Source organism: Nonomuraea sp. CA-141351 (genome assembly GCF_050944675.1).
Classification (GTDB): Bacteria; Actinomycetota; Actinomycetes; order Streptosporangiales; family Streptosporangiaceae; genus Nonomuraea.
On record NZ_CP191982.1, the window covers coordinates 8,413,160 to 8,427,300 of the forward strand.

Consider the following 14,141-nt stretch of genomic DNA (forward strand, 5'->3'; position numbering starts at 1 on the left):
AACTTACAACTGATGTAAGTATATTCAGGATGTAAACGCCAGCCAGCCCTCCCGAGCGCTGGGGTAACGCGGCGCCCAGCCGGTGGCCGCGCGGAAGCGGGCGTTGCTGACACGGAGGGAGCGCGTGAGAGAGGTGAGGCGGTCGCCGAGGAGCAGGGCGGCCCGGCCGGGACCGCGCAGCCACATGCGGGCGCCGGCGGCGCGGGCGAGCGCGTCGGCGTACCCGCGCTTGGTCAGCGGCTCGTCGTCCACGACGTTGTACGTGCCCGCGTCGGCCCCGAGCGCCGCGACCACCGCGGTGGCGGCGTCGGCCATGTGGATGGAGGACAGGAAGCCGTCCGGCCGGCCGAGCACCATGCCGACGTGGCGCCGGGCCTGGGCGAACAGCTGCTCGCTGTGCGCGGCGCCCGGCCCGTAGAACCAGCCGAAGCGCAGGACCACGCCGCACGGGGACCGATGGGCGCTCGACTCGGCCGCGAAATTCCCCCGGGCCATCGGGAAGTCGTCCACGGGGGCGTCCTCGTCGATCCAGCGCGCGCCCTGGTCGCGGTAGAGCAGGCAGACCGACTCCTGCACCATCCGCCCGACGCCGGCGGCGCGCGCAGCGTCCACGACGGCGGCCGATCCCTCGGCCCGGACGCGGTGGTTGTCGCGCAACGCCCGTTCGCTCATGAACTTGGACATCGGCGGGATCGCGGTCGCCAGGTTGACCACCGCGTCGTGACCGGCGAACGCCGAGGCCAGCTCCTCCCGGTCGAACAGCGACACCATGGCGGGGGTCGCACCCTGGCCCTCGAGCCCGGCCGCCTTCTCGGGCGTGCGGGCGAGCGCGGTGACCTCATGCCCTGCGGCGAGCAGTGCCGGGACCGCGTGACGACCGGCCGCCCCGGTGCCGCCGGTGATGAATACCCTCATATTGCGAGGCTATGACCCCCTCCCTCCGCTCCCCCGGCCGGTGTGGACAATGGTCGGATGCCCGTACGACACACCCCCTGGGACCTGCCGGAGACCCGGCCCGCCATGGCCGGCACCGAGGATCCCCGGCCCGGACTGGCCCTCACCAACCGCTCCCTCTGGCGTGACGGCCGCCGGTGGATCCCCGTGACGGGCGAGCTGCACTTCAGCCGGGTGCCGCGCGAGCGCTGGCAGGACGCCCTGCGCCTGGTGAGGGCGGGCGGGGTGAACGTCGTGTCCACGTACGTCTTCTGGATCCACCACCAGGAACGCGAGGACCGCGAGCCGGTTTTCGGCGGCGGGCTGGACGTGGCCGCGTTCGCCGGCCTCTGCCGGCGGGAGGGCCTCGAGATGATCGTGCGCGTCGGCCCCTGGTGCCACGGCGAGGTCCGCAACGGCGGCCTGCCCGACTGGGTCGCACCGGCCCGCCGCGACGACCCGGCGTACCTGGAGCAGGTGCGGGCCTGGTTCGGCCACCTCGGGAGGGAGCTCGGCCCATTGTGCGGCCCTGACGGACCGATCATCGGCATCCAGCTCGAGAACGAGCTGTACGACCAGCCGGCCCACATCGTCACCCTGAAGCGGATCGCCCGCGAGTCCGGCCTGCACGCCCCGCTGTGGACGGCCACCGCCTGGGGCAGCGCCGACGTGCCCGTCGGCGACGTCTTCCCCCTGTACGGCGGCTACGCGGACGGCTTCTGGGTGGACACGGCCGACGGCTGGGACGACTCCTTCCGCGCCCACTTCCGCTTCTCCCACCAGTGGGACGACCCCGGCATCGGCAAGGACCTGGCCGGCGACCGGGCAAGCGGCGCGAAGCACCCGGACTTCCCGGCGGCGACGTGCGAGCTGGGCGGCGGCATGGCCACCGCGTACCACCGCCGCCCCCTGCTCGAAGGGGCGGACATCGCCGCGCTGGCGCTGACCAAGCTGGGCAGCGGCTCGGCCTGGCAGGGCTACTACATGTACGCCGGAGGCACCAACCCGCGCCCCGGCCTGCAGGAGTCGCACGCCACCGGCTACCCCAACGACCTGCCGGAGTACAACTACGACTTCCACGCCCCCATCGGGGCCCACCTGCAGACCCGCGACAGCTTCCACCTGCTGCGCAACCAGCACGCCTTCCTGGCCGCGTTCGGCGACCGCCTGGCCGCCATGAACGCCACCATCCCCGGCCAGGCGTCGCTCCGGTGGTCCCTGCGCTCGGACGGGCGCAGCGGGTTCGTGTTCGTCAACAACCACCAGCCGTACGAGCCGCTGCCGGCGCACCGGGACGTGCGCTTCGACGTCGAGCTCGGCAGGGCCCACGACGGGGCCCGCGTCCGCTTCCCGCACCGCCCGGTGGACATCCCGGGCGGCGCGTTCTTCTGCTGGCCGGTCAATCTCGACGTCCACGGGGTCACTATCAACTGGGCCACCCTCGGCGTCCTGACGCTGCTGGAGGGTTCCGTGCTGGTCCTGACGAGAACGGACGGGATCCCCGCCCACCTCTCCCTGCCCGCCGGCACGTCCGTCACCGGCCACCCGGCCCTGGACCGGGACGGCGAGGTGATCCTGGAGGACCTGCCCGCGAGCCGCGAGCCGCTCACCGTCGAGACCCCGGACGGGGCCCGGCTGCGCCTGCTGGTGCTCGACGCGGCCGACGCCCGGCGCGCCTGGACGCCCGGCGGCCGGCTCGTCATCTCCGACGCCGACATCGTCGAGGCCGACGGCGTGCTGACCGCCGTCACCACCGGCCCCGCCACCGTCGAGATCCTCAAGGACGGCGCCTTCGAGCGCCACGACCTCGACCATCCGACGGCCCCCGCCCCGGTGAAGATCGTGTGTACGGCCGAGGCCACGCCACCGCCGGCCCGCCCGATCACCGTCCCGGGCCGCGCCTCCGCGCCCGGCCCGGAGACGCTGGCCGCCCACGCGGCCCGCTACACGATCACCGTGCCCCCGGGCGGCGAGCGCACGCTGCTCCGCCTCGACCTGGTCGGCGACGTGGCGGTGGCCAGGGTCGGCGACCGCACGGAGGACCTCTACTGGAACGGCGCCCCCTGGGACATCGACATCTCCGGCGGCATCGAGACGGTCGAGGTCATGATTTATCCGCTTACACCGGATACACCGGTGTGGCTGCCCGAGGCCGCGAGAGGGTCCGAAGGCGCGCGCATCCTCGACGCCACCGTGATCGACCACCGCGCGCACCCGCTTGACGCCTTCCGCGAGTAGGCGGATCTTTCCGGGCAGGAGGTCGCGGGCTCCGCGCCCTCGTACCGGATCTTCAGGGCCGGCTCGCCGCAGCCGGGGATCACCACGCTTCCACCGTGCACGCGCCCTTGCGGGCGCCGAACTCGACCAGGTCCGTCTCCACCGTGGAGAGCGGATCGTCGAGCGGGATCCGGAACGTACGGATCTGGCCCGGCCCGAAGTCCGCCGTGAGCCTGATCCGGGCCAGCGGGACGTCGAAGGTCGCCAGGGCGGCCCGGCCCGTGGTCTCGACGGCCCTGACCACCAGGTCGCGCGGCGCGTCCTCGTGCGGCTTGACCGCGGTCACCATGACCTGGCCGCCGCCGTCGTCCAGGTAGCCGCGCGCCGCCGGGAGCGGGCCGTCGTGGAAGCTCTCCAGCATCGCGCGTACCGGGGAGCCGAGCAGCGCGGCCCGCCGGGTGAGCCCGGCAGCGCGCCAGTCTCCCGCGTGCGGCACCAGCAGGTACGTGAACCGCTGCGCCCCCTGGTCCTGGTACGAGTAGTAGCCGTCCGGGTCGAGCAGGCGCGGGTCGTGCCAGGCGTAGACCGGGCTGCGCACGGCGGTGAGGCCGATGCTGTGGCCGCGGCCCGGGGCCGGAGGGGAGACGTCGTAGCCGTGCTTGGCGTTGTTCACGACGGCCAGCCCCGCACCGGTGCCCGACAGGTCCACCCACGACTGCGCGGGCTCTTCCGCCCCGTCGATCGGCCTGGTCAGGTGCCCGAACGGGATCTCGTAGGTGGCCACGGGGTCCTCCACCGCGACCGGGAAGCGCAGCTTCATCAGGTGCGCCTGCTCGCGCCAGTCGAGCGTGACCCGCACCTCCACCGCGTCGTCCCCGACGCCCAGGATGAACTCCTCGGCCATCGTGGAGCGGCCCCACTCGCGCTCGACGCGGATGCGGGCCCGCAGCGGCCCGCTCTCGCGCAGCACGATGCGGGTCGTCGTCATCGCCTCGCCGGGCCAGTCGTAGGACACGACGCGGTGTCCCCACGTGTCGGTCGGGTCCTGGCAGATCTGCGTGTGCTCGCCCGCCGCCCCGGCCACGAGGTCGACGCCGGTGCGCTTGTCGAGCAGGCCGGACAGCCAGCCCGTCCGGGGGTCGATCTCCAGTCGGAGGACGTCGTTCTCGATGTGGTGCTCGGACGCTGTCAGGCCGCTGGTGTACGGCGACGTGCCCTGGCGCAGCCGGTAGAGGCGGTAGCCCAGGGCCGGCAGCTCCGCCTGGAACACGGTGGCGCCGCGCCCCTTGTCGTCCGTGGTGGCGACCGACTGGGTGCGCTGGCAGGGCACGTCCGCGCCGTCGGCGTCCACCACCCGCACGCCGGTGGGCGCGAGGCCGTACTGCATCTCGACCCGGGTCGTGACCGGCCACGGGTGCGGGTTGAAGACCACCACCGGCTGCGTGCCGGCCTCCTCGGGCACGTCGATGTCGCGGGCGATCACGTTGTGCGCCCTGGTGATGATCCGCTTGGAGATCGCGACCGCCTCGCCGAGCTGGTCGCGGGCGTCGTCGTAGGCGGGCTCGATGGCCGAGCCGGGCAGCACGTCGTGGAACTGGTTGAACAGCACCTGCTTCCAGGCCCGCTCCAGCTCCTCACGTACGTCGTGGCCCGCGACGGCGGCCCAGCGCTCGGCCGACAGCACCGCCGCCTGCGCCCTGCGCTGCCACGCCTTGATCCCGGAGTGCGAGGAGTAACAGCCGGCCGCGTGGTGCTGCAGGTCGTCGCGCCACACCGGCAGCTCGGCCAGGCCCTGCTCGCCCAGGCGCTTGGCCACCTCGTCGAAGTATCGGCGCGGCGAGGACATCGTCAGCTCGCCGAACGTGCCCATCCTGTCGTAGCGGTGGATGGACTCGATGTTCGCCTTGGTGGGGCCGCCTCCGTGGTTGCCCACGCCGTAGAAGATCATCAGGTCGCCGAGCGAGCGGTCGAGCTGGCCGAGCGCCTTCTCGGTCTGACCCGCGACCTCGCCGGGCGGGCTGCAGTACTCGAACGGGATCCGGTACGCCAGCACCCGGCTGCCGTCGCGGCTCTCCCACCAGAACATCGTGCCGGGCAACTCGCTCTCGTGCGGTCCCGGGCGCAGGAAGCAGTAGGAGTCCATGCCCTGGCCGCGCAGGATCGCGGGCAGCATGGCGTTGTGGCCGAACGGGTCGACGTTCATGCCTACCGTGGCCGTGACCCCGAACTTCTCCTTCAGGTAGCGCTGGCCGTACAGGCCCTGACGTACGAACGACTCCCCCGACGGCATGTTGCAGTCGGGCTCCACCCACCAGCCGCCGACGTTGACCCACCGGCCCTCGGCGACCTTCTCCCGAATCCTGGCGAACAGCTCGGGGTCCGACTCCTCGACCCACGACAGCAGGACGACCTGGTCGCAGGTGAAGACGAAGTCGGGGTACTCGTCCATGCGGTGGATCGCCGACCAGAACGTCGCCCGCGCCTCCTGGTAGCCCTCCTGCCACGGCCACAGCCACACCGGGTCGAGGTGCGCGTTCCCGATCATGTGCAGGGTGCGGCCGGGGGTGGCCACCGGCCTCGGCGCTCTGGGGAGATCGCGGGGCTGGCTGCCCGAGGGGGCGTTCGACATGGGGGCGCTTGAGCCGGGCCTGGTCATGCGGCCGCCCATGCGTCGACCTTCTCGCTGATCATGTGCAGCATCAGTGTGTGGATCTCCTGGATGCGCGGGGTCTCGGAGGAGGGGACTAGGAGGAGGCGGTCGGCGAACTTGGCCGCCGCGCCACCGTCGCCGCCGCCGAACAGTACCGTGACCGCGCCATTGGTCTGTGCGGCTTCCAGGGCGCTGACCACGTTCGGGGAGTTGCCGCTGGTGGTGAACGCGGCAACGACGTCGCCCGGGCGGGCCAGGGCCCGGACCTGTCTGGCGAAGACGTCCTCGTAGGAGTAGTCGTTGGCGATGCACGTCATGACCGTGGCGTCGGTCGTGAGGGTCACGGCGGGCAGCGGGCGGCGGTCGCGCTTGTAGTGGCCGACCAGCTCGCCGGTGAGGTGCTGCGCGTCGGCCGCGCTGCCGCCGTTGCCGAGCGTGTAGAGGGTGCCGCCGCGGGTGAACGCCTCTATGAGCAGGTCGGCGGCGGCCTCCACGGCGGGCAGCAGCCGCGCGAGGCCCTGGGCGGCGGCGACGTGGGCCTCGACGTGCTCGGCCAGCACGGACGCCAGCCCCGCCCCCGGACCCGCCGTGGTGCCCGCCTCTTCAAGCGCATCCACCGGGTCCGGAAGCGACGCGAGCCCGTCCGATCGGGATGCGGGTGAGGGCAAGGGAGCCGGGTCAGGCATGGGACTTCCCTGAGGCAAGAAGGTCATGGGCCACGGCGCCGGCGCCCACGACGCCGACGCCCGCGCCGAGCAGGGACAGCTCGATGCGTGCGGTGCGGGCGGCGGGAGGCATGGCGTCACGGGCGACGGCGACGCGGACGGGGTCGAGGAGCCGGACGCCGGAGCGGGTGACACCCCCGCCGAGGACGACGAGCTCCGGCTCGAACGCGTTCACCAGGTCTGTGATCGCGATGCCGAGCGCCCATGTGGTCTCGTTCCACACCTCGGTCGCGAGCGCGTCCCCGGCCTCGGCCGCGCGGGAGACGTCCTCCGCCGTGGGCAGCTCGATCGCGGACAAGGAGGAGGCGCGACCGGCGGCGAGGGCCTCGCGGGCGCGCTCGGCGATGGCGGTGCCGGACGCGTACGCCTCCAGGCAGCCCAGGCGGCCGCACGAGCATCTGCGCCCGCCCGGCCGCACCATGACGTGCCCCAGCTCGCCGCCGTTGCCGGCCGCGCCCCGGTGCAGGCGGCCGCCGATGACGGACCCGCCGCCGACGCCCGTCGAGATCGTGAGGTAGAGCATCGTGCTGGTGCCGCGGCCCGCGCCGTACCGGAACTCGCCGAGGGCAGCGGCCGTGGCATCGTTCTCGAGCGCCCATGGCACACCGAACGCCTCCGCCGCCATCGGGCCCACCGGGACGTCGATCCACCCGGGCAGGTGCGGCGGGCACTCCAGCACGCCGGTCGCGGTGTCCAGCGGCCCCCCGCAGGAGATGCCGACGGCCGCCACCTCGGGCAGCCCGGCCTCGGCCATGGCCTTCCTGCCCAGGTCGAACAGCCTGGCCAGGACCGGCCGCGGCCCCTCCTCCCTGCGGGTGGGGGTGACCTGCCAGCCGTGGATCAGGCCGTCGCCTGTGACGACACCCGCGGCGAGCTTGGTGCCGCCGATGTCCAGCGACAGAACGGGGGGAACATCATGCTCCATTGGGCCTCCGACGGGAACGAGCGCCGCGTAAAGGATTGTGACATCGTTCCCACATCGGATCCTAGGACGACCTTTCCCCATGGGTCAACGCGCCCGATGGGGGAAATGTCAGATTACGGGGGGCGGTGCGGTGGATTCGCGGGTGACGAGCCGCACTCCCAGCACAGTGGTGACCGAGTCGGTGTCCGGCATCTCGATCCGCTCGTCCAGTCTGCGCACGGCGGTCGCGCCCAAATTGAACGTGTCCTGAGAGACGGCGCTGACCTGGGGCGAGACCATGCTCATCCACGGTGCGTCGTCGAAGGCCACGAGGCTGATGTCGCCGGGCGTCCGCAGCCGCAGCTCGCCGATCGCCCGCCAGACGCCCTCGGCGAGCACGTTGTTGGCGGCGAAGACGGCGGTGGGCCGGTCGGGCCCGGACAGCATGTCGAGGGCCCTGCGCCGCGAGTCGGCGACGTCCCAGCCCGACGAGACGACCAGATCGCGATCGACCTTGATGCCGGCCGCGCCCAGCGCCTCCAGATAGCCCTGGCAGCGCTCGTAGCCGGTGGTCCAGTCGGTCTCGTCGATGAACAGCGCGATCCTGCGATGGCCCAGCTCGATCAGGTGGGCCGTGGCGGTGCGGGCGCCCACGCGGTTGCCGACCACGACGCCGTCGGTCGAGCCGGCCGCGAACTGCCGGTCCACCTCGACGACCGGGATGCCGTGGGAGCCGAGGTAGGTGGAGACGGCCGAGGAGTTGGGTGTCACGATCACCCCGGCCACCCTGAGCGCGACCAGCGCCTCGGCGGCCTCGCTCTCCGCCTGGGCCGACAGGCTCGTGTCCGCCAGCACCATCGTGTAGCCGCGCTCGCGGGCCTCCCTGCTCGCCCCCGCGGCCAGCTCCGCGTAGAACGGGTTGCGCAAGTCGCTCACCAGGACGCCGACCGACCTGCTCACCTGCTGTTTGAGCGTGCGGGCCATCACGTCGGGCACGTAGCCGAGCTCGGCCGCCGCCCGCAGCACGCGCTCGCGTACGTCGCTGGCGGCGTACCCGCGCCCGGTCAGCGCCCGCGAGACGGTGGAGCGCGAGACTCCGGCGGCCTCCGCCACGTCCTTGATCGTGGGCCGCCTGGAACGGCTGAGGGGGGTGCGCCGCTCTATGGTCATCGAATCCCTTCCCCGACCACGTCGACCAGCGCCTCGGCGTGCTGCCCGAGGCGCAGATCGCCGATGGTCAAGTCGACTGCGAGGCGAACGCGGCGTCGCGGCACGACGTCTGCGCCGATACGGAGATGTACCTGCTCCATACCCCCTCCAGGGAGCCTTAGCGTCACGGACCCCTGTTCGCGGCGCCAGCCCGGCGGAAGGACCGGCTCGATGGTGGCCACCATCTTGTCCGGGAAAGGGTTGCGCACGGTGGCCGTCAGCGTGAACTCGCCGCCCGCGGGGACGCTCGCGTAGTACGGGGTAAGGCGGCACAGCACCCCGTCGGCCCCCAGGTCGAGACGGTCGAGCGGGAGCAGGTCGTGGTGGAGGGCGACCAGTTCCTCGCCGCGTTCGGTCATCATGTGCAGGTAGTCGTCGTCCACCCAGCGGGGCCGCCAGTGGCCGCTGACCATCAGGTCGGGGCGCAGGCGCCGGTAGAGCGCGGCGCTCTTCCGGTAGTCCTCGATCTGGAACCGGTTCTTGTACTGAAAATTCAGGATCTCTTGGCGTGCCAACTCACTGGCGTCCGTGGTGCCCATCCCGTCCTGCTGGTCACCGGTGACGAGCACCCGGTTCCCGTCCACCTCGAACTCGTACGCCGCCGCGAACAACGTGTGCCCCGGCAGGTCGTGCACGGTGATCTCGTACTCGCGCCAGCGCACCGTCTCCCCCAGCTCGAGCACCCGGTCGGCGGGGATGGGCTCGAACCACTGGCACGGCAGGTCGTGGTGGAGCGGCGTGGCCAGGATGGGGGCGATGTGGGAAGGCGCCCAGATCTCGGTGCCCTCGACGTCGCGCAGCAGCGGCATGCCCGCGACGTGGTCGTCGTGGTAGTGGGTGGGCAGGGCGGCCTCGACGCTCGTGACGCCGTAGTGCTCGCGCAGCGCGGGCATGGAGGCGAGCCAGGGGCGGCGGGCCGCGCGGGAGGTGTTGTGCACCAGACCGGTGGACATGTCGTACCCGAAGTCGAACACCATGGCGGCGCCCGACTCCGACAGCAGGACGTAGCTGTGGGACTGGCTGCTCTTGTTCATGAGCAGGTGGGGCGTCACCTGGACGAACGGGTTGGCCAGAAGGCCTTGGAGGTCCCAGGGGTGGGGGTTGGGGCGGCGGAAGTTGACGTACCGCTGCATGGCGGTGGAGAGCTGCTTCAGGGCGTCTCGGGGGTCGGTCATCGGCTCGCCGTGCGACGGCAGTAACACCTCGAGCTCCTCCCGCTGGAGCAGCTCGGAGCTCAGGACGACCATGGCGGGGCCCTCGTTCTCGGTGTACGACCACTGGGTGGCGGCCAGCGACCACACCTTGCCCGGGGCGTAGATCAGATCACCGGTGAACGCGACCTTCCCGACGATGTACGTCACGGATCCGGGGGTGTGCCCTGGGGTGGGCAGGACCCGTACGTCGATCCCTCCGTAACCCGCCGTCCGGTATTCGGGCACGACGCCGTCGACGGGCACGGGGTCGAGCAGCGAGAACCGGTCGTCGCGCAGGTCGTAGTCGTTGCTGATCTGCCGGCCCGCCCACATCTCGTCGACCCGCTCGAACAGGTCGCGCTCGACGGGCGGCACGTGCACCCTGACGCCTTCACCGACCGCCCTTCGCAGGCCCTGGGCCTGGTCGCGGTGGTGGTGCGTCATCAGGACGTCGGTGAGGCGGTCGAGGCCGAGCTCGTCGAGGAGGTCCAGCGCGCGACCCGAACCGAAGTCGATGGCGATCCCGGTGCGTTCCGCTCCTTCGGCAGGAGCGGCGATGACGTAGACATTGCAGGTGTCCTCTACGCGAAACACACCGGGGACAACTTCGGTGACATCCTTACTCACAAGGCGCGATTCTATCCGGCATCGTTCCCACAATGGATGCCTGGACTGGATAGTTCCTTATCCGAAAGGTCCACCATCGGCCGGCCCCGCGCTTCGGGGGCGCTCGCCCGCGCACGAGGCGAGGCGTGCCGCGTACACGCCTGCCGACGTCGCCCCATACACGGACACCTCGGCTTGCCTCACATCTGCCACCATTTCGCCACGAGGTGGAGGTCCTCGCTGGTGATCTGCTCGCCCGAGTTGTCGATGGACTCGACGTAGTACAGGGCGGGCACGCCGAGTGCGGGCTGTGCCTCGGCGTACGCGAGCCAGTCCGTCCTGCTGGGCATCGGCCACTGGTCGGTGTCGATCAGGTGTCCGGGCATGGCGCGGGTGGCCACGGCGTGGCGGAAGCGGAGCTGGTCGACGGCGGGGACGGGGTCGCCGTGGGGATCGAACTCGAGCACGTCGTTGAGCCGGATCATGTCGCTGACGTCGCCGAAAGCGGGATGCGGGGTGTGCGTGATCATGAGGGCGTCCGGCTTGGCGCTCTTGGCGGCCTCGTACATGGTCCTGAGCAGTTCGTGCAGGAGGGAGAGCCCCCAGGTGGTCCCGTACGACTTCAGGTGCGACCCGCTGGGGAACCACTGCGTGAAGTCGATCTTGAATCCGTCGGCGCCGAGGTCGCCGAGCAGCCTGTCCATGATCGTACGGATCCTGCGCCGGTAGGCCGGGTTCGAGGGGTCGGCGGCCACGGGACGACCGCCCGCGTCCGTCACGCACTCCTCGGCGGGCAGCCCGTCGGGCGCCCACGCCCGCCACCACAGCAGCACGCGCTGCCCGCGCGCGTGCTTGGCGGCGATCCACTCTCCTAATGCGGGCCACTTCGCCGGATCGGGCGCCGGGTCGCCGTACGCGAGCTGCCATCGGTCGTCGATCACGATGGTCCCGGGCACGATGCCGTGCTCCTCCAGCCTGGACAGCCACCCGTCGTAGAGCTCCTGCCGGGACAGCTCGGTCGGCGAGACGCCGTCGGCCCTGGCGCACTGCGCGCCCCAGCCGCAGAAGACCGGCCTGCTCCACCAGTCGTGCCGCTCGCCGGCGGACGCGGCCAGGCCGTGCGCCACGAGGTCCTCCCGGTGGTGCGAGATCGCCTCCCACGGCGACGACGCGGCCCGGAACACGACGGCCGGGGACCGCCAGGTCCCGCTCACCGAGGTGTGGCACTCGTAGTCGAAGCGCAGCAGCGCCCCGCCGTCCAGCGGCTCGTACCCGAGCTCGGTGAAGGTCAGGTCCTCGATGCCCGCGCGTACCGAGGCCCCCAGCCAGGGACCGCCGGGCACGGCGGTGGCGCCGCCCGGCTCCTCCTTGCAGAAGGCCAGGACCAGCGGCGGCGGCGAGAAGACCGCGTGGAGGCGGCCCGGCGAGGCGTCGCCGACCACGGTGAGCGCGACCGGCGCGGACACCGGCCGCACCACCTGCACCGGGTGGGTGGGCGTCGGGTTGAAGACGCCGCGCGCGTGCAGCCCCGTGCGGAACGTGCCCGCCGCGCGGGTGTTGAGCACGGCCCGCCCGCCGAGCAGCGTCACGTCGCCGATCACGCCGTGGCCCTCGACGCGCACCTCCACCGCGATCGTCTCGGGAGTGCAGGTCAGCCGGACCGTCTTCGCCTCCCACCCGGTCGAGCGCTGGGGGAAGTCGAAGATCGCCTCGTTCTCGTGCTCCACGAGCACGGGCGGCAGCGTCTCGTACGTCTCGTCGCGCCCGCCCGCGGTGTTGACCGAGGCGATCAGGCTGAGCGTCATCCAGCCTTCCAGCTCCGCGCTGGGGCCGGTACGCGAGACCGTCAGCCGGTAGGAGCCGGCGTCCAGGTGGTACGCCTTGTCAGTGGTCGTGATGCGCATGATCTACCCGAATGCCTCAATCTGGTACGCGGACGCGCCCCTGAGGCACCCGCCGGGAAAGCTCATCCTTTGCTCCCTGTGGTCGCGATGCCTTTGATGAAGTGCTTCTGGCCGAGGAAGAACAGGATGACCATCGGAATGGTGGTGATCACGCTGGCCGTCATGACGATCTCCCAGTGCCACTCACCGCCGAACCCGAACTGGTCGAGCAGCGCCTTCAGCCCACGCGGCACGGTGAACGTGGAGGAGTCGCGCAGGTAGATCAGTGGCCGCATCAGGTCCGTCCAGGCCGCCTGGAACTCGAACATCAGCGTCACCACGATCGCGGGCCGGCACAGCGGCAACGCGATCTTGGTGAAGATCTTCCAGTTGTTCGCCCCGTCGATCTTGGCGGCCTCGAACGGCTCGCGCGGCAGCCCCATGAAGAACTGCCGCAGCAGGAAGATGTAGAAGGCGCTGCCGAACAGGTTCTGGGCCCACAGCGGGGTGAGGGTGCCGACCATGCCGAGCGAGTTCCAGATGAGGAACACCGGGATCATGGTGACCGCGCCCGGCAGCATCATCGTGGCCAGCACGACACCGAACAGTGCTCCCCTGCCGGGGAAGCGGAAGTAGGCGAACCCCCACGCCACCATCGCGCTGGTGATCGTGACGGTCACCGCCGCCAGCACCGTGACCAGCAGCGTGTTGAACATCCAGAGCGCGAGCGGCGCCTCCTGCCACACCTTGACGTAGTTGTCGAAGATGAACGTCTCGGGGATCAGCCGGTGGTCGAACACGTCGCTGCGCGGCTTGAAGGAGGCGCTCAGCAGCCAGACGAAGGGGTAGATGAAGGCGACGGTGAACACACCGAGCGCGGCCCATGTCAGGACCTGCCTCGCCCGCCTCACGGCCGCTCCCCTTCGTAATGGACGAACCGCCTGGTCACCAGGATCTGCACGCCGGTGATCGCCATGATCACGATGAACAGCAGCCAGGCGAGGGCCGAGGCGTAGCCCATGTGCAGGAACTCGAACGCCTGCTGGAACAGGTAGATCGCGTAGAAGAGGGCCGCGTCGTTGCTGTAGGTGGTGTTGCCCGAGCCGAAGAAGGCGGTGTACGCCTCGGTGAACGACTGCAGGGCGTTGATGCTGTCCACGATGAACAGGAAGAACAGCGTCGGGCTGATCATCGGCACGGTGATGCGCAACGTGCGCCGCCACCAGCCGGCCCCGTCGACGAGCGCGGAGTCGTACAGCTCCTGGGGCACGCCGCGCAGCGCGGCCAGGATGATGACGATCGAGGAGCCGACGGTCCACAGGCTCATCAGCACCAGGCCGGGCTTGACCCAGTCGGGATCGGTGGTCCAGGCGGGCCCGTCGATGCCGAAGACGCCGAGGAAGCTGTTGATCAGGCCGTTCTGGCCGTTGAACAGCATCAGCAGCAGGATGCCGATCGCGACCGGCGGCGTCATCTTGGGCAGGTAGAAGGCCGTGCGGAAGAACCCGGTGGCCTTCGTGGCGCCGTTGAGCAGCAGCGCCAGGGCGAGCGCGACGACGAGCTGGGCCGGGACCGACATCACGGTGAACAGGAACGTGTTCCGCAGCGCGAGCCCGACCTTCGGGTCCTCGAAGAGCGCCTTGTAGTTGTCGAAGCCGACGAACGACGGGTCGTTGATGACGTCGTAGTCGGTCAGCGACAGGTAGGCGCTGTTGATGACGGGCCACGCGGTGAAGATCAGGAACCCGATGACCCAGGGACTGATGAACAGCAGGGCCGCCCGGGTGTCCATCCACCGCATGGTCCGCCAGAAGGGCGTTC

General features: G+C 71.1%; 10 protein-coding genes. 1 reads left to right on the forward strand and 9 read right to left on the reverse strand.

The window, feature by feature from the left end:
- Window positions 1–24 precede the first annotated feature (24 nt).
- On the reverse strand, window positions 25–915 hold the full coding sequence (locus ACQPWU_RS39655; protein ID WP_433430812.1) for an NAD-dependent epimerase/dehydratase family protein: 891 nt from the start codon (window positions 913–915) through the stop codon (window positions 25–27).
- A 57-nt stretch (window positions 916–972) separates the two neighbouring features.
- Here ACQPWU_RS39655 and ACQPWU_RS39660 point away from each other — a divergent pair, with 57 nt between their 5' ends.
- Entirely contained in the window at window positions 973–3,171 is a 2,199-nt protein-coding gene (locus tag ACQPWU_RS39660) for a beta-galactosidase (protein ID WP_433430813.1), read from the forward strand.
- A gap of 79 nt (window positions 3,172–3,250) precedes the next feature.
- On the opposite strand, the gene ACQPWU_RS39665 is transcribed toward ACQPWU_RS39660, so the two are convergent.
- The 8 genes from ACQPWU_RS39665 to ACQPWU_RS39700 all read right to left on the reverse strand — a co-directional run bounded on the left by ACQPWU_RS39665 (window position 3,251) and on the right by ACQPWU_RS39700 (window position 14,112).
- A complete protein-coding gene (locus ACQPWU_RS39665; protein ID WP_433430814.1) occupies window positions 3,251–5,818 on the reverse strand; it encodes an alpha-mannosidase in 2,568 nt (855 codons plus the stop codon).
- Window positions 5,803–6,417, reverse strand: coding sequence for a D-sedoheptulose-7-phosphate isomerase (locus ACQPWU_RS39670; RefSeq protein WP_433430815.1), 615 nt, complete (start codon window positions 6,415–6,417; stop codon window positions 5,803–5,805). The genes ACQPWU_RS39665 and ACQPWU_RS39670 overlap by 16 nt, the downstream gene beginning before the upstream one ends.
- 61 nt (window positions 6,418–6,478) lie before the next feature.
- Complete coding sequence (locus tag ACQPWU_RS39675) at window positions 6,479–7,450, reverse strand: ROK family protein (protein ID WP_433430816.1); 972 nt, start codon at window positions 7,448–7,450, stop codon at window positions 6,479–6,481.
- 108 nt (window positions 7,451–7,558) lie between these two features.
- Complete coding sequence (locus tag ACQPWU_RS39680; RefSeq protein WP_433430817.1) at window positions 7,559–8,599, reverse strand: LacI family DNA-binding transcriptional regulator; 1,041 nt, start codon at window positions 8,597–8,599, stop codon at window positions 7,559–7,561.
- A complete protein-coding gene (locus ACQPWU_RS39685) occupies window positions 8,596–10,458 on the reverse strand; it encodes an MBL fold metallo-hydrolase (RefSeq protein WP_433430818.1) in 1,863 nt (620 codons plus the stop codon). Before ACQPWU_RS39685 ends, ACQPWU_RS39680 begins: the two co-directional genes overlap by 4 nt.
- A 179-nt stretch (window positions 10,459–10,637) precedes the next feature.
- Window positions 10,638–12,341 carry a hypothetical protein gene (locus ACQPWU_RS39690; RefSeq protein WP_433430819.1) on the reverse strand — a complete coding sequence of 568 codons (1,704 nt, stop codon included), beginning with the start codon at window positions 12,339–12,341 and terminating at the stop codon, window positions 10,638–10,640.
- A gap of 62 nt (window positions 12,342–12,403) precedes the next feature.
- Window positions 12,404–13,231, reverse strand: a complete 828-nt coding sequence (locus tag ACQPWU_RS39695) for a carbohydrate ABC transporter permease (protein WP_433430820.1) — start codon at window positions 13,229–13,231, stop codon at window positions 12,404–12,406.
- Window positions 13,228–14,112, reverse strand: a complete 885-nt coding sequence (locus ACQPWU_RS39700; protein WP_433430821.1) for a carbohydrate ABC transporter permease — start codon at window positions 14,110–14,112, stop codon at window positions 13,228–13,230. Before ACQPWU_RS39700 ends, ACQPWU_RS39695 begins: the two co-directional genes overlap by 4 nt.
- Window positions 14,113–14,141 lie beyond the last annotated feature (29 nt).